The organism is Kineosporia sp. NBRC 101677 (genome assembly GCF_030269265.1).
GTDB lineage: Bacteria > Actinomycetota > Actinomycetes > Actinomycetales > Kineosporiaceae > Kineosporia > Kineosporia rhizophila.
The window spans coordinates 723399-741865 of sequence record NZ_BSTA01000003.1 but is presented as its reverse complement, the minus strand read 5'-3'; the positions used below and the strand labels follow the sequence as shown (position 1 = coordinate 741865).

12 protein-coding genes are annotated in these 18467 nt (G+C 69.6%); 6 read left to right on the top strand and 6 right to left on the bottom strand.

From position 1 onward, the window contains the following. The first annotated feature begins 81 nt into the window (after positions 1-81). The 5 genes from paaK (at position 82) to QSK18_RS12225 (ending at position 6626) form a co-directional block, all read left to right on the top strand. A complete protein-coding gene (gene paaK / locus QSK18_RS12245) occupies positions 82-1386 on the top strand; it encodes a phenylacetate--CoA ligase PaaK (RefSeq protein ID WP_232810853.1) in 1305 nt (434 codons plus the stop codon). Then, positions 1383-2441: a hypothetical protein gene (locus QSK18_RS12240; RefSeq protein ID WP_232810855.1), complete on the top strand. Its 1059-nt coding sequence runs from the start codon at positions 1383-1385 to the stop codon at positions 2439-2441. Before paaK ends, QSK18_RS12240 begins: the two co-directional genes overlap by 4 nt. 192 nt (positions 2442-2633) lie before the next feature. Continuing rightward, positions 2634-5321 carry an AAA family ATPase gene (locus QSK18_RS12235; protein ID WP_232810857.1) on the top strand — a complete coding sequence of 896 codons (2688 nt, stop codon included), beginning with the start codon at positions 2634-2636 and terminating at the stop codon, positions 5319-5321. Positions 5322-5401: 80 nt separating this feature from the next. Then, a complete protein-coding gene (locus QSK18_RS12230; protein WP_232810859.1) occupies positions 5402-6229 on the top strand; it encodes an alpha/beta fold hydrolase in 828 nt (275 codons plus the stop codon). A 121-nt stretch (positions 6230-6350) separates the two neighbouring features. Beyond that, positions 6351-6626, top strand: a complete 276-nt coding sequence (locus tag QSK18_RS12225; protein WP_232810861.1) for a hypothetical protein — start codon at positions 6351-6353, stop codon at positions 6624-6626. A 138-nt stretch (positions 6627-6764) separates the two neighbouring features. On the opposite strand, the gene QSK18_RS12220 is transcribed toward QSK18_RS12225, so the two are convergent. Further along, positions 6765-8528 (bottom strand): alpha/beta hydrolase, encoded by a 1764-nt coding sequence (locus tag QSK18_RS12220; RefSeq protein ID WP_285618881.1) that lies wholly within the window; start codon positions 8526-8528, stop codon positions 6765-6767. A gap of 410 nt (positions 8529-8938) precedes the next feature. On the opposite strand from QSK18_RS12220, the gene QSK18_RS12215 reads away from it, so the two are divergent. Then, positions 8939-10759, top strand: a complete 1821-nt coding sequence (locus QSK18_RS12215; RefSeq protein WP_285618879.1) for an ABC transporter ATP-binding protein — start codon at positions 8939-8941, stop codon at positions 10757-10759. Here the strand turns inward: QSK18_RS12215 and QSK18_RS12210 are convergent. The 5 genes from QSK18_RS12210 to QSK18_RS12190 all read right to left on the bottom strand — a co-directional run bounded on the left by QSK18_RS12210 (position 10738) and on the right by QSK18_RS12190 (position 18004). Further along, positions 10738-13113 (bottom strand): alpha/beta hydrolase, encoded by a 2376-nt coding sequence (locus tag QSK18_RS12210; protein WP_232810866.1) that lies wholly within the window; start codon positions 13111-13113, stop codon positions 10738-10740. The genes QSK18_RS12215 and QSK18_RS12210 overlap by 22 nt on opposite strands. A gap of 155 nt (positions 13114-13268) precedes the next feature. Continuing rightward, positions 13269-14315: a rhamnose ABC transporter substrate-binding protein gene (rhaS, locus tag QSK18_RS12205; RefSeq protein WP_232810868.1), complete on the bottom strand. Its 1047-nt coding sequence runs from the start codon at positions 14313-14315 to the stop codon at positions 13269-13271. Positions 14316-14334: 19 nt separating this feature from the next. Then, positions 14335-15417, bottom strand: a complete 1083-nt coding sequence (locus QSK18_RS12200; protein ID WP_232810870.1) for an ABC transporter permease — start codon at positions 15415-15417, stop codon at positions 14335-14337. After that, on the bottom strand, positions 15414-16475 hold the full coding sequence (locus QSK18_RS12195; protein ID WP_232810872.1) for an ABC transporter permease: 1062 nt from the start codon (positions 16473-16475) through the stop codon (positions 15414-15416). Before QSK18_RS12195 ends, QSK18_RS12200 begins: the two co-directional genes overlap by 4 nt. Next, positions 16472-18004, bottom strand: a complete 1533-nt coding sequence (locus QSK18_RS12190) for a sugar ABC transporter ATP-binding protein (protein WP_232810874.1) — start codon at positions 18002-18004, stop codon at positions 16472-16474. The genes QSK18_RS12195 and QSK18_RS12190 overlap by 4 nt, the downstream gene beginning before the upstream one ends. Positions 18005-18467 lie beyond the last annotated feature (463 nt).

Sequence of the window (18467 nt, the reverse complement as noted above, 5' to 3'; positions counted from 1 at the left end):
CCCGCCGGATTCGCCTAACGTCGGGAAGGTGGTGAAACCCGGCCACGTCCTCAGCACCCCGCTGGCCCAAGGGAGGCGCACGTGATTCATCCGCTGGAGCTGGACCCGATCGAGACCGCCTCCCGCGACGAACTGCGCGACCTGCAACTGCGCCGGCTCCAGTGGTCACTGCGGCACGCCTACGACAACGTGCCCTTCTACCGCCGCTCGTTCGAGGCCGCCGGAGTGCACCCCGACGACTGCCGCACCCTGGAAGACCTGGCCCGCTTCCCCTTCACCACCAAGGAAGACCTGCGCCAAGCCTACCCCTTCGGCATGCTGGCGGTGCCCCGTGAGCAACTGAGCCGCGTACACGCGTCCTCAGGTACTACCGGCCGGCCGACCGTGGTGGGTTACACCCGCCGCGACATCGACACCTGGTCCGACCTGATGGCCCGCTCACTGCGGGCAGCCGGCGCCCACCCCGGCGACCTGGTGCACATTGCTTACGGTTACGGGCTTTTCACCGGCGGCCTCGGTGCCCACTACGGCGCCGAGCGCCTCGGCTGCACCGTAGTTCCGGTGTCCGGCGGCATGACCGAACGCCAGGTACGGCTGATCGCCGACCTACGCCCCGAGGTCATCATGGCCACCCCCTCCTACCTGCTCACAATTTTGGACGAGTGTGACCGCCAGGGTTTCGATCCCCGGAAAGCGTCGTTGCGGGTAGGAGTGCTCGGAGCCGAACCGTGGACCGAGAGCATGCGGCGGGAGGTGGAAGAACGCTTCGACATGCATGCCGTCGACATCTACGGCCTGTCCGAAGTCATGGGCCCGGGCGTGGCCCAGGAATGCGTGGAGACCAAGGACGGCCCGCACATCTGGGAAGACCACTTCTACCCCGAAATCGTCGACCCGGCATCGGATTCGGTGCTGGGAGACGGCGAGGCCGGGGAACTGGTGTTCACCTCCCTGACCAAGGAGGCCCTCCCGATCATCCGCTACCGCACCCGCGACCTGAGCCAACTGCTGCCCGGCACCGCCCGCACCATGCGGCGCATGGCCAAGGTCACCGGCCGCAGCGACGACATGATGATCGTGCACGGCGTCAATGTCTTCCCCAGCCAGATCGAGGAAATCATCCTGCGCGTGCCCGGCCTCGCCCCGCACTACGAGTGCGTGCTCCAGCGCCCGGGCCGCCTGGACGAGCTCACCGTGCGCGTCGAGGCCCGCACCGCCCTGAACGAGACCCAGAGTTCCCAGCGGGCAACCACTCTCAGTTCGGTGGTGAAGGAAAGCATCGGGGTGTCGGTGAAGGTGGACCTGCTGCCGCCGGGTGGGCTGGAGCGCTCGACCGGCAAGGCCCGGCGGGTCGTGGATCTCAGGACGAATATGGAGGCCGGTTGACCGGTGTCGACGTCGTAGGCGAAGAGGTCCCGGTCCACCCGGACCGGGACGAAGGTGGGGCTCTGCGGGAGAATGCCCAGATGCAGGGACACGAGGAATCCAGGATCAACCTTCCCGAGCCCTTCGAGGTGATTCCGGGCCTGTCGCCCATCGACGGACTCGTGGCCGTCAACGCCGTGATGTCCTATGACGAGCACCGTCGGTATCAGGTGGTTGTCGGTACCCCGCAGGGCCCGGTGACCAGCAGGGTCTACACCCGCTACGCCCAGACGCAGCATGTGGTGGAGGAGATCGTCAGGCCCTTCCCCGAGGTCGGGCCCGAGATCCGAGTTCAGGTCGACATCACCGCCCCGGAGCCCTCGTGGCTGTCGGTCGGTCAGCCGGTCCTGGTCCGCGCCGACAGCACGCAACCCGGTCGTGAGGCCGCGCCGGGCTGGATCGGGGCCTTCCTGGAGGGCGGTGTCTGGGTGATGGGTGTCGGAGGTCGCGAGGACGCCTTGTTCGGAGCGGACGAACTGGGCGACGAGGCCGAGCTGACCTCCGGGCAGCGGGCCCAGATCAACGCTGCCGTTCAGCGAGCCCAAGACACCTTCACCGTCGAAGTCCGACACACCTTTGACGCCGATCGCCGCTACCGCCTCAGCCTGGACACCCCCGACGGCCCGGTGACGAGCGAACCGCTGGCCCGCACGAGGGAGTCGGGCCCGACCGCCGCACGCATGGTTGCGGCGGCCTACGGTGACGCCCCCGCGGTGCCCTGCATCAGCAGCCAGCGCCCGCCGTGGCTGTCGCACGGACAACCCGTCATCATCCGGGGACAAGTAGCGACGGGGATCGGCGAGACGACGTCGGAGGCCGGGGACGAGTCGTTCGGCTGGATCGGCGGATTCGTCCAGGGGGGCGTCTACGTCAACGATCTGGGCAACGAGGACGGCTGGGGAATCTATCCACCGGAGGACCTCGACGACTCCCGGAAGCTGACCCCTGAGCAGTTGGCCCAGGTCGAGGAGTCGAAGCGGTTGCATGCAGCGAGACCCAGCCGCCAGCAGCAGTAGCGCGTGTTCCGGATGACTGAGTGGGGTACTGCGGTCCTGAACAACAGGCAGTGGCAAGTGCTCATACTGCGTCACCACAGTGCATCCGGATTCTTTGTCGGTGCCGCCGCACTTGTGGCACCACCGCCCAAACCTTTTCGGGCATTTCGTCCGTCTTGGGTCGCTGAGTTCATGACTGAATAGAATCGGCCGGTGATTGTGGGGCGAGGCGCAGAGCTGGCGGCACTGTCAGCTCTAGTGAACGGTGCTGCGGCGGGCCGCGGTGGCGCGCTGATCTTGCGGGGCGAGGCCGGAGTGGGCAAGTCCACTTTGCTGGAGGAGGCTGGTGAGGAAGCCGGCCGGGCGGGGCTGCGCGTCCTGAACACTGCTGGAGTTCAGGCCGAAGTGCACATTCCGTACGCGGCGGTGCATCGCCTGCTGTACGCGGCGCCCGATCTGCTGGATGCTGCTCAGGTCATTCTGGAGGCGCCGGACACGGTCCCGTTCCGCGTCGCGACCCTGATGCTCGCCGCAATTGCCGAAGCTGGCGTTCCGGTTCTGATGACCGTCGACGACCTGCAATGGGTTGACGAGAGCAGCTGGGTGGCACTGGCTTTTGTGGCCCGTCGGCTGAACGGTGTGCCGACGGCGATGGTGCTGACCGCGCGTGACGGCGGTGAGGTCGAGCGGCGCCTGAATGCGGTGGCTCTGCCGGAGCGACGGCTCGAGCCACTGTCGGAGACCGATGCGCAGACAGTTCTGACGCACGTGGCGCCGCAGCTGTCCGGTGTCCTGCGCGCCCAGGTGCTCGACACCGCCGCCGGCAACCCGTTGGGCCTGGTCGAGCTGGGGAGCGCTGCCCTGAGGTCAGTAGGCCCGGCCGCGCTGTCCGGCTCCGTTCCGCTGAGCGAGCGGCTGGAAAGAACCTTCTCCGGGCTGGTGGGCGAGCTACCCGCGACCACCAGGGCCATGTTGGTGGTCGCTGCCCTGGACGACGGTGACGACGTGGACGAAATCGTCCGGGCTACCGGCGTCGTCATCAACGGTCCCGCCGATCACGCGGATCTGGAGCCTGCTGAGCAGACCCGCCTGGTCCAGGTCGATCAGCAGCTGCGCCTGAGGTTTCGGCATCCGTTGCTGCGCTCGGCGTTACAGCACACCGCGGCTACCGCTCAGCTCCGGCAGGTGCACGCAGCTCTGGCTCACGTGCTCACCGCTGAACCAGAACGGGCATTGTGGCACCGGGCGGCTGCTGCGGACCGCCCCGACGAGTTGCTGGCCGTCGCCCTCGAGGACGCTGCGGCCCGGGCCCGGCACCGACAGGCTCCGGGGATCGCGCAGACCGCGTTCGAACGGGCGGCCCGGCTCAGTCAGCATCCCGCCGCGCGCGCCCAGCGCCTGATGGCTGCCTCCGACATGGCCTTGGAACAGGGCGATTTCGCCGCAACCGCTCGGCTCCTGGCCGAGATCCGGCCGCAAGATCTGTCGGTAGGTGAGCGGGCTGTCTACGAACTCGACGTCGAAGCCCTGTACGCCACCCACTGGTCCGGCGGGCAGCGGCTGATCAGGGCGGCGGACGCGGTCGAGACGTTGGTCGAGAACGGTGATGTGGTCAGAGCGGTAGTACTGGTGGACCGGATCTCGCTACGCGCGCACTACTCCGAACCTGACCCGGTCGCCGTGAAGCGTCTGGTCGCGGCGATCGACCGGGCCATGTCGGTCTCGGGCGACCCGCTGCTCATCGGCGCCCTGGCACTGATCGCGCCCCTGGCCCGGGGGCCCTACTGTCGTCCGCTGATCCGGGAGCTGCTGGCCCGCGGCGGGACTGATCCGTACGCCACCCACCAGCTGGGACTGGCCGCCGCAGTTCTCGGCGACACCCCCACCGGGTTCACCCTGCAGGCGATGGCCCAGGTCGGGCTGCGGGAACAGGGACGCCTGGGTGTCCTCTACCGGGCCCGGATCAGTCAGGCAGTGGGGGCCACCTACCTGGGAGACGCCCGCACCGCCATGATGTTGATGCCCGAGGTTCAGGAGCTGGCCCGGGACGTCAGGGCGCCGAACTGGATCCCGACCACCTGCACGGCAGCGGGGGCCGCCCACGCGTTACGTGGAGAGGTCAGTGAGGCTCACGAACAGGCCGCAGCAGCCGAATCGATGCTGCTGGCCTACGGCCGCAACCCGCTGCTGGCCGGAGTGCGTCAGGTGCGCGGGCTGGCGGCCCTGGCCGACGGGCGTTTCGAGGAGGCGTTCTCCGAGCTGTGCCGCATCTTCGACGAGGCGGACGACGGCTTCCACCCCTACACCGGTCACCATCTGCTGGGCTTCGTCGTGGAGGCAGCGGCCGGTTGCGGCGCCACCACTCAGCTGCGTCGGCTGGTCGCCGGGCTCGCCCCGGTCGCCGAGCTCGGGCGTTCGCCGGCCCTGATGGTCGGGCTGGGCTACGCCGAGGCTGTGCTGGCCGACACCGCCGAGGCCTACGACCAGGCAGTCGGCGAAGACCTGACCGGCTGGCCGTTCGAGCAGGCCCGCCGCCAGCACGCCTACGGAGTCTGGCTGCGCCGCCACCGCCGACCCGCCGAATCCCGTCCCCTGCTGCGCGCGGCCGCCGCCACCTTCGACTCTCTGGGCGCCCTGGCCTGGGCCGAGCGCTCCCGTAACGAACTGCGCGCCACCGGCGAGTCGCTGCGCCGGACCAGCCGCGACGAGGAAGGTGTCACCGCCCTCACCCCGCAGGAGACCCAGATCGCCCGGCTGGCCGCCGAAGGGCTCAGCACCCGGGAGATCGCCGAGCGCCTGTTCCTGTCACCACGCACCGTCTCCACCCACCTCTCGCGGATCTACCGCAAGCTCGGCATCCGCTCCCGCTCGGAACTCGGCCGGGTTCTGCCGAGTACGTAGTTCGACGTACGCGATCCGAGCGGGACGGGCCCTAGCGTCGACGGCGCCCACAGCACGTCCCATATCGAAAGTGCAGACCCATGAGTTTCGTGACCACCTCCGACGGCACCCAGATCTTCTACAAGGACTGGGGAACCGGCCGTCCCGTCGTTCTCTCCCACGGCTGGCCGCTGAACTCCGACAGCTGGGAGGCCCAGCAGCTGTTCCTGGCCGAGAACGGCTACCGGGTCGTCGCGCACGACCGGCGCGGTCACGGCCGTTCCACCCAGAGCTGGACCGGCAACGAGATGAACACCTACGCCGACGACCTGGCCGCCGTGATCGAGCACCTGGACCTGCAGGAGGTCACCCTGGTGGGCTTCTCCACCGGCGGCGGTGAGATCACCCGCTACATGGGCCGTCACGGCACTGCCCGGGTGGCCCAGGCGGTGCTGGTCTCCGCGGTTCCCCCGCTGATGCTGCGCCGCGAGGACAACCCGGGTGGGCTGCCCATCGAGGTGTTCGACGGTCTGCGGGCCGGCTCGCTGGCCGACCGCTCGCAGCTGTACCAGGACCTGGCCGACGGCCCGTTCTTCAACCACCCCACGAAGCCGGTCTCGGCCGGGGCCCGGGACTCGTTCTGGGCGCAGGGCATGGCCGCCGGGCACCGCAACGCCTACGAGTCGATCGCCGCGTTCTCGGCCACCGACTTCCGTGAGGACCTGGCCCGGATCGACGTGCCGACGCTGGTCGTGCACGGCGACGCCGACCAGGTGGTGCCGATCGAGGTCGGCGGTCAGGCCTCGGCCGCCCTGGTCAAGGACGCCCGCCTGCTGGTCTACCCCGACGGCCCGCACGGCATCACCGACACCCACAAGGAGCGCCTCGGCGACGACCTGCTCGCCTTCCTGAAGGAGTACAGCAGCTAAGTCAGTTAGTCACAGAATTTGGGGACGTCTGTGGGCACCGTGGCCACAGACGTCCCCTTCGGTGTCGGGGAGCGTTCGAAAACCAGTTTCGGGCCGGGCGACGGCTGGCTAGGTTCGCATCGTGCCCAAGGACGATCCGCGCAAGCCACTGGAACTGAGGTTCGAGATCCTGGCCACCGAGGAGCAGGCGATAGCCCTGCAGGACGTGGTGGGCGCGGCGATCTGCGGCGCGGACCTTTTGCACGACGGTCCCTGCCGCATCGCCTGGAGCGGGGGAGTGCGCACCGAACTGTCGAAGAAGGACCGGAAGTTCGTCTGGGAGAACCTGGGTCCGATCGACACCTGGCCCCAGGAGGCGGTGGACGAGTCGCTGGGAATCCCACACGAAGAACCCTGATGGTGCCGTGGCCGGGCCGGGACCCGGAACTGCTCGACCAGGCGCGGGCCGGGCGATCCGGGAGACGGCAGCCGGACGGCCCACCTGGCCGGACGCGAGGTGCGCCGACCGGGCGGGCCGTCAGGGCCGGTTGAGGGATCAGTCTTCGGGGGAGAAGACGCTGGGCGGGGGCGAGACGATGCTGGGTCGGGCGGCCAGGGTGGATTGGGCGCTCGGCTCGTCCGCGGTGACGAAGGGCTGGAAATCCCCTACGCACCTGAGGTTCTTGGCCGGGGCCTTCCCGGTCAGCAGGTAGGCCGAGACCGCTTCGTTGACGCAGGCGGAGGAGTTGTAGGCGGTGTGGCCCCAGCTGTCGCTGCTGATCAGGCGGCTGTTGGGCATCAGCTGGGCGGTGGAGACGGCTTCGGCGTGGTTGGTGGCCGGGTCGTAGGTGTTGCCGATGACCAGGACAGGGGCGGCGGTCCTGCGGGTGAAGGGGCCGCGGTAGGCGTCCTCGTCCTTGACCGTCCAGGTCTGGGTGGCGCACTGCACGGTGGTCCAGGCCCACTTGGCGCCGAAGTACTGGGCCCGCTTGTCCGCCGCTCGGGCCTGGGCCGGCCAGCTCGAGGCCTTGGCCGGGTGACGGGCGTCGGTGCAGGTGACAGCGGAGAACGCCTCGTCCGGATTGTCGTAGGGGAAACCGCGCCGGGGGCCGGGGGCCGGCTTCACCGCCGCGTGCGTGGCGTTGCGGGACTTGCGCAGTCGCTTGGTCGCCGCGGTGCGCTGAGCCTTGGTGGCGCCCGGGTCGGTGGCCTCCCACGTGCTCTGCAGGAGCGGGGGCAGCAGCATGACGCCGAAGACGTCGTAGAGCCCGGTGAGGCTGTCGTCGATCAGGTTGCTGAAGTCGTAGCGGGAGCCGTCCGGGAAGACGACGGGCTTCTTCTTCAGCCGCTTGGTCAGGGTGTCGAACTTGGCCACGGTCTTGCCGCCGGCGGCGAAGGGGCACGCTTCGACACCGGCCTTGCCGCAGCGCACCAGCAGTTCGCGCAGCGCCTTGTCGGCCCCCTCGGCAGAGTGCAGACGCTGGTCCTGGTTGAGCTTTCCGGTCTTCTTGGTGCCGGTCCAGGAGATCGGGTCGAGGACGCCGTCGATCGCGATGGCGCGGACCCGATCGGGGTAGAGGTTGGCGTACACCTCACCCAGGAACGTGCCGTAGGAGAAGCCGATGTAGGTCAGCTTCTTGTCGCCCACCGCGCGCCGCATGAGTTCCATGTCCCGGGCCACCTGCACGGTGGACATCGACCCGGCCAGCTTCTTGCCGGTGGTGGAACACTTCTGCCCCAGCTGCTCGGCTGAGGCGATCATCGCCTGCTGTTCCTTCTTGGTCTCGGGGTAGTAGTTGGCCGCCTTCAGGCCCTCCAGCCCGTTGCTCTGGGCCTTGTTGCTGGTGAAGCACTTGACCCGGGCGCTGGCCCCGACACCGCGCGGGTCGACGCCGATGATGTCGAACCGTTCCTGCAGGGCGGGATCGAAGAACTCGGCGGCGTTGGCGGCCACGTCGGTGGCGGAGCCGCTGGGCCCGCCGGGGTTGACGAACAGGCTGCCGATCCGCTTCTTCGGCTCGGTGGCCCGCGAACGCAGCAACGCGATCTCGGTCTTGGCGCCCTTGGGCTGGTCGTAGTCCAGTGGCACCTTCGCGGTGGCGCACTGCAGGTTCGGGGCGTAGCAGGAGTACCAGTCCAGTTCGGGGGTCTTGATCCGGTCCATCCGCCGGGCCTCGGCCGCGGACGTCCGGTCCGGCTCGCCCACGCTGCGTGCTGTCGATCTGGTGGTGGCACTGGCCGAGGGGGCGGCCAGTGCCACCGTCCCTGAGGCAGCCATGGCCAGGGCCGCCACGAGCGATCCGGCGCGTGTGAACCTCATCAGAGTCCTTTCTCCTGCTGCGTGCGAGAGGAACCTCGCCGCAACCCTTGTCGGCGGGTGTTCGCCGCGCGGTTGCGGCGGTTTCGCTGCAGGAGAACTTACGAATAAGTGACGAAAGGGGCGTCAGCTTTTCGTCGGAGCGGGCCACAGTCATCCCTAAGGATGACCACCTGTGAGCGGTCGCTCGGGAAGGGGCGGGAGCCGTCAGGGTGGCCTGCTCAAAGGCTCTCCCGCGGAACAGTTTCTGCTTCGCCGGACCGATGACCGGGGTCGCCACCGGTCAGTCCCGATCGTGATCGAACCATCGGTGGGTCCCGAGCGTTCAGCCCAGCGCACGCTCGGCCCAGTCGCAGGCACCTGACCGTCTTCGGGCCCTGCGGTCGGCCGGTGATCCGACCGAAGGGAAAGTCATGACCGCCACCGACACTGCCACGGACACCGGCACCGACACCGGCACCGGGCCTGGGCAGCGGGACCGGTTCGCCCTGCTCTGGCGGTACGCCCGCCCCCGGGCCCGGTCCCTCGTGCTGGCCGGTGTGCTGGGGCTCGGGGTGTCCGCCTCGGGGCTGGTCAGTCCGCTGGCCACCCGTGAGGTGCTCGGGGCCCTGGGCAGCGGCGAGTCCCTGTCCGACCCGATCCTGCTGCTCCTGGCCCTGATCGTGGTCGGGGCCGGGATGAGCTGGTGGCAGTGGCGGGTGCTGGGCGCGATGGCCGAGCACGTGGTCTACGACGTGCGTGAAGGCATGATCCGCCGCTACCTGCAGGCGAAGGTCCTGCCGCTGCTGGCCCGGCCCAGCGGCGAGCTGGTCACCCGGGTCACCTCCGACTCGGTGCTGCTGCGCGAGGCCGCCTCCTCCAGTGTGATCGGGCTGATCAACGCCTTCGTCCTGCTGATCGGCACGCTGGTGCTGATGGCCGTGCTCGACCTGGTGCTGGCCCTGGCCACCGTTGGGTCGATCGCGGTGGTCACCGTGCTGTTCGTGATGCTGATGCCGGCGATCGGGGTGGCCCAGGAGCGGTCGCAGGCCGCGCTGGGAGAGCTCGGGGGTGAGCTCGACGGCACGCTGCGGGCGATCAAGACGGTCAAGGCGGCAGGCGCTGAACCGCGTCAGGTGCAGCGGCTGCTGGAGCACGCCCAGCAGGCCCGCATCCAGAGCCTGACCGCGGTGCGGCGGGAGGCGCTGGTCTGGACCATCGCCTGGACCGGGGTGGAGACGGCGATCCTGGTCATCCTCGGCGTGGGGGCCTGGCGGGTCGACCAGGGCGCGATGGACGTGCCCACGCTGATCGCCTTCCTGCTCTACGCCTTCGGCCTGATCGGCCCGGTGATGGAGATCAGCCAGAACGCCACCACGCTGCAGACCGGGCTCGCCGCGGCCGGGCGGATCAGTGAGGTGGAGTCCCTGGAGGTGGAGCAGCAATTCGAGCAGGCCGGGCCGACCAGGAGCCCGGACGCAGGGGCCCCGGTGGTCGAACTGGCCGGAGTGACGGCTCGTTACGCCCCGGGCGTGGCTCCCGCGGTGCGAGAGCTCGACCTGGTGATCCCGGCGCGCGGGCACATCGCCCTGGTCGGGCCGTCCGGTGCAGGCAAGACCACGGTGTTCTCGCTGATCCTGCGTTTCCTGGAGCCCGAGCACGGGCAGCTCCGGCTGAACGGTGTTCCCTACGAGCAGATCCGGCCCGCCGAGGTGCGCCGGCACCTGGCCTACGTCGAGCAGGAGACTCCGGTGGTGCCCGGCACGATCCGCGAGAACCTGCTCTACGCGAACCCGGACGCCACCGACTCGGAGGTCACCGACGTCCTCAAACGCATTCGCCTGCAGGACAAGATCGACGAACTCCCCGACGGCCTGGACACCCGGCTCGGCGACTCCACCGTCTCGGGCGGTCAGCGGCAGCGGATCGCGCTGGCCCGCGCACTGCTGGCCCGGCCCGCGGTGCTGCTGCTCGACGAGGCCACGGCCCAGGTCGACGGGATCACCGAGGCAGCCATCCACGACGCGGTGCGCCAGCAGGCCCGGGAAGGGGCGGTGGTGACCATCGCCCACCGCCTTTCGACCGTGCTCGACGCCGACCAGATCGTGGTCATGCAGGCCTCCCGGGTGGTGGCCCGCGGCACCCACGAGGAACTGCTGCGCGACAGCCCGCTGTACGCCGAACTGGTCGCCGCCCTGCGGATCGGCGACCAGCTCGAGTCCAGCTCTACCGCTCAGCCCTCGTCGTCGTCGTAGACGGTGAACACACCCCACCCGTCGCCCACCACGGCGTTCTTGGGCGCCGAGAGGGTGATGTCAAGACGGGCCAGGGGCTCGCCCTTCTGGTTGCCCCGCATCCGGAACTCGGCCACCGTCCTGGTCTTTCCGGCCGGGACGACCACCTTGATCCACCGGGTCGGCACCCGGGCGTCGGTGTCGGCCACGTCGGTGTTGATGTTCACGACCACCGGCACCGGCGCCGGCTCGGACAAGGTGACCGGCACCCGGACGCGTTGCGTGCGGTCGTACTCGTAGGCGATCTGGTCGCCGACGCTGGCCGAGGGCAGGTCGGTGGGCCCACCCAGGACGCTGGTGGGGGTGTCGAGGGCCAGGTCGGACAGGACCACGTCGCCGCGCACGGAGGCCCGGGCGAAGGAGACCCGGGTGATCGCGGCCGGGTCGATGCCGTCGAACTCCTCCAGCGGGATGCGCACGGTGCGCATGACGACACGGGCCGAACCCTGCAGCTTCGGCCAGGGTTTCAGGGCGTTGCTGTAGTTGGCCACGTTGACGGTCGCCTTCGTGCCGTCCCGGTCGCTGACCGTGACCTTGAGGTCGGCCTTGCCGCTCTGGGTGGCGGCGCGAAAGGTGAGTGCCTCATGGGCAGTTGACGGTTTGGTGTTCACGGACGCGAGGGGGTCGGCTTTGGTCTTGGACGTCCACCTCAGGCGCAACACGGATGTGGTGGGGACGTCGGGGGCGAAGTAGGCGGAGACCCAGTGTGGTTGGTAGGCGGAGTATTCGCTGGCGTTCGAGCAGGTCGGGGTCTTCTTGGAGCCGGCGGGCATTTCGCCGGTACCGGTGCAGTAGGTGGCCGCTCCCGACGTGGTGACCGACCGCTTGGCCACGGAGAAGGTGGCCAGGTCGGTGCGGGCCGAGGAGGGCTGCTGGGCCTGGGTGTGCACGACCGCCGGCCCGGCCGACTTCGCGCGGCCGTCCGTGCCGTCGAACAGGGGCAGGAACTGCTGCTCATCGCCCAGGTTGAGCCGGAAGAAACCGGCCATGTAGGCCGCACCGGCGGCGCGCTGCTGCCGGGGCGATAGGCGGCCCGGCGCCTTGCTCCCGCACAGCGGATCTTCCCGATCGAACCAGTCGTCCACCGCACCCCCCTTCGAGGTGGAGGGCGTCCATTCGGTGTTGAAGAAGTTGTGGTTCGCGCCCATCATCACCAGGGACGTGCGCAGCACGTCGTCCGGCCCCGAGTAGCGGGTGTCGTCGTAGTAACGCTGCCCCTGCAGGTCGGAGACGTCGCCGTCGCAGTAGGGCAGGATCACCGCCATCGCCGCGCCGGGCAGGGTGGCGCGGGTGAAGTCGGTCGGGGCCAGGGGCAGCACCGCGCGGATGCCGTAGGGCGAGGGCCGGGCCGCGTTGGCCAGCGCCGCGGCCACCACGCCCTCACCACCTCGGGAGTGGCCCATCAGCCCGACGTTCGACAGATCGAGGCGACCACTGAACGCGTTGCCCTCGTCGGACGTCCACCGTCGTAACCGGTCGAGGTGGGCCAGCACGAGATCACCGCGGGCCTGCGCCCCCGCATCGGGCGCCGACTCGTTCAGGGCCGCGTTGATCCCGTTGGCGCTGATCGAGAACACCGCATAGCCGTTGGAGGCCAGGGCCTTGGCCGGCGCGTCGTACCCCCGGTAGCTCGGCACCGGCTTCAGGCCCTTGGTGCAGGGCCAGGTGAAGGCGGGGTTGCCCTTCGGCTCGCCGTAGCACCAGCCGTGCATGCCGTGCAGGAAGATCACCACCGGCCGGGCGCCCTCGGCCCCCTTCGGAAGGTAGGCGGCGGCCCGCATCTCGACGGCCTGACCGCCGAGCCCGGGCAGACGTACCGCGCTGTCGCCCAGGTCGTAGTCGGCCCGCTCGACCGTATACGGGCCGGGGGCAGCCGGGTCTTCAGCGAGCAACTCGCCGGTCGGCGCCTCGGCCTCAGGAGCAGCGCCATAGGTGCGGGAGGAAGCCTGTCCGGCGACCTTGCCGTTCCAGGCCAGCTGCACCTTGCGGGCCTTGGCCACCCGGGCGTCCGAGGTACGCAACGTGAGCGTGTGCCCGTCCGCAGCCCGGGCGGCCACCCCGACCACGCGCCCGTCCACGGCGATCTGGGGCAGCGCCGCGCGGATGGCCACCGGCTGGGCCAGGCGCAGTCTCACTGTGTAGGTGTCGCCCTGCCCGCGCCGGGTCACCGACCAGTCGGCCCCGGCCGTGCGGCCCGAGACCTCGGGCGCGGCCGAGACTCCGGGCGGCGTCGGGTCGGCCTGGGCCACCCCACCCGACAACCCGCCCAACGTGAGCGCGACCGCGATCGTCGCCACGAACGTCCGTAAATTCATGCGCCCAGCCCCCGCCCGGTCGACTACCCCTCTTTGCCCGGTATATCAGGGTTCTCGGCGCAGTAGCGGCGGATTCCGGACAACCGTCGGGGGACGGCCCGCAAAATACCCCGGCCCGGGACCGACGGTCCCGGGCCGGGGTGGTCAGACGACGATCAGAAGTCGAAGTCGCCGATGTTGTCCTTGTTGAAGCCGGTCGGCTCGCCCAGCAGGACCTCACCGTTCGCGCCCACGGTGTACTCGCCGAGGTCGCCGGCGGTGAACTTGTCACCCTCCTTGCCGGTGATCTCGCCGTTGGCCAGCGCGGCCGCGGCATAGGCGGCCAGGGTGCCCAGGTCGGTCGGGTTCCACAGGTAGAACTCGGTGACCGTGCCGTCCTCGACGAACGAGCGCATCTGGTTCGGCGTGCCCAGGCCGGTCAGCGCGACCTTGCCCTTGGCCTCGGAGGTGGACAGGTAGCGGGCCGCCGCCGCGATGCCGACCGTGGTGGGGGAGATGATGCCCTTCAGGTTCGGGTGGGTCTGCAGCAGGGCCGCGGTCTTGTCGAAGGAGGTCTGGTCGTCGTCGTTGCCGTAGACGGTGTCGACCAGCTTGATGTCGGGGTGGTTGGCCTTCAGCTCCTCCTCCATGAGCTTGATCCAGGCGTTCTGGTTGGTGGCGTTGGCCGCCGCCGACAGGATCGCGATCTCACCCTTGTCGCCGATCTGCTCGGCCAGACCGTCGACCTGGGCCTTGGCGATGCCCTCGGGCGAGGCCTGGTTGATGAACAGGTCGCGGTACTGCGGCTCGGTGTCGGAGTCGAAGGTGACGACCTTGGTGCCGCCGTCGCGGGCCTGGGTCAGCGCCGAGCCCACCGCCTTCGGGTCGTTCGCCGAGATCACGATCGCGCTGGCCTTCTGCTGCGCGGCGGTGTTGATGTACTGCACCTGCGCGTCCGGGCTGGCGGTCTGCGGGCCGACCTCGGAGAACTTGCCGCCCAGGGCCTCGACCGCGGCCTTGCCGCCGGCGTCGCTGGCGTCGAAGTACGGGTTGCCCAGGTTCTTCGGCAGGAAGACGATGTTCAGCGCCTTCTCGCCGGAGCCGGAACCGCCGCTGCCGGAATCGCTCTCGCCGGTGTCGGCCTTGCCGCAGCCGGTGACCGCGATGGCGAAGGTGAGGCCGATCGCACCGAGCAGGGTGCTACGACGGGTGAGGGTGCTCATGGTGGTGGTTCCTTTCACGTCAGTGTGAATTGGGTGAAGCGGGTGAAGCGGGAGCAGGGGAGGGACCGGTGGAGCTGTTGCGCCTGGAACGCTGGTTGCTCACGGAGGAGACCCACGCCAGGAGACTGGGGGAGAGCACGGACAGCACGAGCAGCAGCCCGATGATGATGTTGATGACGTTCACGGTGATGCCCTCCAGGCGCAGGGCGCTGGAGATGACGCCGATCAGGAGCACCCCGGCGATCACGCCGGCCAGCTTGCCCCGGCCGCCGAAGATCGACACCCCGCCGAGCAGGACCGCGGCGATGACCTGCAGTTCCAGCCCGGTGGCGTTGTCGCCGCGGGCGCTGCCGAAGCGCAGGGTGAAGAAGATGCCGGCCAGGGCGGCCACGGTACCGGTCAGGACGAACAGGATCAGCTTGGTGCGCTGCACGTTCACCCCGGAGAACTCCGCGGCCTCGGGGCTGAGCCCGATGTCGTAGATGCCCCGGCCGAACGGCGAGAAGTGCAGCAGCGCCACGAAGATCGCGGCCAGGACGGCGAACACCAGCATGAACGTGGGGATCCCGGTGGAACCCAGGACCTTGGACGTCTGCTCGGTCCAGTTCGCGGGGAAGTCGGTGACCGCCTCGGTGCCGAGCAGGCCGACCGCGATGCCACGGTACAGGGCCAGCGTGCCGATCGTGACGGCCAGCGAGGGCAGCCCGACGTAGGCCACCAGGAACCCGTTGAACACCCCGCACACCACCCCGACGAGCAGGGCGACGAGCACCGCCAGGCCCATCGGGGCCCCGTCCTGGACCAGGAGCCCGAGAACGGCGCTGGACAGGCCGACCACGGACGCGATCGACAGGTCGATCTCGCCGGTGATGATCACCAGGGTCATCGGCAGGGCGATGAGCAGGATGGTGGTCATGTCGATCAGGATGTACGTCAGGGTCAGGGTGTCGCCGAAGTACGGGATGTTGCTGTAGCCGTAGAAGTAGACGATCAGCACCATCGCGACGACGGCGGCCTCCCGGCTCGCCAGCAGGCGGCGCCAGAGGGGTTGCGAGTAGGCGGGGTACGTCCGCTGAGCGGTTTCCGGAGCTGCGGTGCTCATGCCTCGTCCCTCGCTTCGATCAGTTTGCGCGCCTGCCGGGCCGCGAGCACCCGGTCCAGCACGATGGCGGCGATGATCAGGGCACCGACCAGGGCCTGCTGCCAGAACTCGGAGATGCCGACCATGGGCAGGGCGCTGTTGATGGTCACCAGCAGCACCGCGCCGATGCCGGCGCCCCAGGCGGTGCCGGAGCCACCGAAGATGGCCACGCCGCCGACCACCGCGGCGGCCACGGCCTGGAACTCGATGCCGGTGCCGGCGCTGGAGCTGACCGTGCCGTAGCGGGCGGCGAAGATGACGCCGGCCAGGCCGGCCAGGGCGCCGCTGAGCACGAACGCGCCGATCACCCGGCGGCGCACGGCCAGACCGTAGAGGACCGCGGCCTCGGGGTCGGAACCGACCGCGTAGAGCTCGCGGCCGGACTTGGCGGTCTGCAGGTAGTAGCCCACCGCCACCACGATCACCATGGCCACGATGAACAGCACCGGGATGGTGAGGATCTGGGCCGTGCCCAGGTCGAGGAAGCCCTTGGGCATCTGCGAGGCGCTGATCAGCTTGGAACCGGCCCAGGTGAGCACGATTCCGCGGAAGATGTACTGGGTGCCCAGGGTGATCACCAGGGCGGGCACCTTGCCGTAGCCCACCAGCACGCCGTTGACCAGGCCCAGGCCGGCGCCGGCGGCGGTGCCGACCAGGAAGGCCAGCACCGGTGACATGCCCGGGTAGGACATGAACAGGTCACCGGTCAGCCAGGCGGTCAGGCCCAGGATCGAGCCGACCGACAGGTCGACGTTGCGGGTGATGATGACGACCGTCTGCCCGGCCGCCAGCAGCAGCATGATCGACGGGGTCAGCAGCAGGTCGCGCCAGCCGGTGGAGCTGAACACGAAGTCCGGGCTCTTGATCGCCGCAGCGGCGACGACCAGCAGCAGGACGATCGCGACCGACAGTTCCCGGGAGCGCAGGATCGTGCGGATCAGCCGGTCCCGGTGGGACATCGAGCTGGGCTCCACGAGCAGCGTCGTGGTCTCCGTGTGCTCGGAGGTGGTGGGGCTCATGAGGCCATCTCCTGGCTGGCGGCATCGGACGTGGCGCCGGACGTGGCGGCGTGCATCACGCGTTCGGGGGTCGCCTCGGTGCGGGGCAGGTCGGCGGTGAGCCGGCCCTCGCTGATCACCAGGACCCGGTCGGCCATGCCCAGCACCTCGGGCAGTTCCGACGAGATCATCAGGATCGCCATGCCCTGCCCGGCCAGCTCGGAGAGCAGCCGGTGCACCTCGGACTTGGTGCCGACGTCGATGCCCCGGGTGGGCTCGTCGATGATCAGCAGGTCGGGATTCGTGGCCAGCCACTTGGCGATGACCACCTTCTGCTGGTTGCCGCCGCTCATGGTGCGGGCGGGGGCGTCCAGGGCGTTGGTCTTGACCTCGAGGCGGGCGGCCCAGGGGCCGACGGCCTTGTTCTCGGCGGCCCGGGTGAGCAGGCCGGCCTTGGCCAGGTTGCGCCGGATGACCCCGGCGACGTTCTCGGCCACCGAGGCCTCGGTGACCAGGCCCTGCTTGCGGCGGTCCTCCGGGATGAAGGCCATGCCGGAGCGGATCGCCGCCCGCGGGTTCTTCGGGGCGACCGCCTCGCCCTTCATCGTGACCGTGCCGCTGTCGTAGCGGTCGACCCCGAAGACGGCCCGGGCGATCTCGCTGCGCCCGGCCCCGACCAGGCCGGCCAGGCCGACGATCTCGCCCCGGCGCACGGAGAACGAGATGTCGTGGAAGACCCCGGCGGACTGCAGGTTCTCGACCTTCAGCACCTCTTCGCCGATCTCGGTCTCCTGCTTGGGGAAGAGCTCGGCGACCTCGCGGCCGACCATCAGGTTGACCATCTCGGCGACCGTCGTCCCCGCGATCGGGCGGGTGCCGATGTAGGAGCCGTCGCGCATCACCGTGACGGTGTCGCACAGCTCGAACACCTCGTCGAAGCGGTGCGAGATGAACACCAGGGCCCGGCCCTCGTCGCGCAGCTGCCGGGCGACGGTGAACAGCCGCTCGACCTCCACCCCGGAGAGGGCGGCCGTCGGCTCGTCCATGATCAGGACCTTGGCGTCCAGCGAGATCGCCTTGGCGATCTCGATGATCTGCTGGTCGGCGATCGAGAGGCCGAGGGCGGGCCGGCGCGGGTCGATGTTCACGCCCAGGCCCCGGAACAGCCGCTCGGCCTCGGCGTACATCGCGGCCTTGTCGATCCGCCGCATCCGGCCGAGGATCTGCCGGCCCATGAAGATGTTCTCGGTGACCGACAGGTCGGGGAACAGGGTGGGTTCCTGGTAGATGACCGCCACGCCGGCCGCCTTGGACTCGGCGGTGGAGGTGAAGTCCGCGGGGCGGCCGTCGAGCAGGAACTCGCCGCCGTCGCGGCGGTGCACGCCGGCCACGATCTTGACGAGAGTGGACTTGCCGGCGCCGTTCTCGCCGACCAGGGCGTGGATCGAGCCGGCGTCGACCTTCAGGCTGCCGGACCGCAGAGCGACCACGGGGCCGAAGGACTTCGACACTTCCGTTAACTGCAGGGCGGCCTGCGATGGGCTGTCCATGAGCACCTTGCCTCGTTGAAAGGATTCAAATGCTGAAAGTAGGGTCGGGGTGAACCGCTGTCAAGCAACGGTTTGCATCGTTCGGCGGGCGGGGGTGGCGGGCCGGGATTCGCCGAATCTGTTGTATAGCACGCGGTTCCCTCGCCGGTACTGCGAAAAGAGCTGTGTGACAACGGGTTCGGTCACGAAATGGCAACCGTCGGCGGGCGGCGCGCGCCTATGCTGCGCGCGTGTGCAGGGGGAGCGGGCCCGAATGTGGCCCGGGTCGCCCGGTCGGCCCCGGTCGGGCTGATCGTGACGTCGGCGGCTTTCTGCCAACTACGCGAATCCGGCGGGTCGGGCTTACCGGTACGCATGGCTCCCCGGCGGACAGCGTGGTTCGCCGGCGGGGGAGGGGAAGGTACTGCTGCTCGGGCGGGCCACCGGTGGGTGGCAGGGTGCCTGAGGTGGAGCAGTGACCGGA

Excerpts from the sequence above, each read along its gene's own strand:
- QSK18_RS12220 (WP_285618881.1), bottom strand. The coding sequence starts at position 8,528 with ATGAGGTTCACACGCGCCGGATCGCTCGTGGCGGCCCTGGCCATGGCT.
- rhaS (WP_232810868.1), bottom strand. The coding sequence starts at position 14,315 with ATGAGCACCCTCACCCGTCGTAGCACCCTGCTCGGTGCGATCGGCCTC.
- QSK18_RS12215 (WP_285618879.1), top strand. The coding sequence starts at position 8,939 with ATGACCGCCACCGACACTGCCACGGACACCGGCACCGACACCGGCACC.
- QSK18_RS12200 (WP_232810870.1), bottom strand. The coding sequence starts at position 15,417 with ATGAGCACCGCAGCTCCGGAAACCGCTCAGCGGACGTACCCCGCCTAC.
- QSK18_RS12190 (WP_232810874.1), bottom strand. The coding sequence starts at position 18,004 with ATGGACAGCCCATCGCAGGCCGCCCTGCAGTTAACGGAAGTGTCGAAG.
- QSK18_RS12230 (WP_232810859.1), top strand. The coding sequence starts at position 5,402 with ATGAGTTTCGTGACCACCTCCGACGGCACCCAGATCTTCTACAAGGAC.
- QSK18_RS12195 (WP_232810872.1), bottom strand. The coding sequence starts at position 16,475 with ATGAGCCCCACCACCTCCGAGCACACGGAGACCACGACGCTGCTCGTG.
- QSK18_RS12210 (WP_232810866.1), bottom strand. The coding sequence starts at position 13,113 with ATGAATTTACGGACGTTCGTGGCGACGATCGCGGTCGCGCTCACGTTG.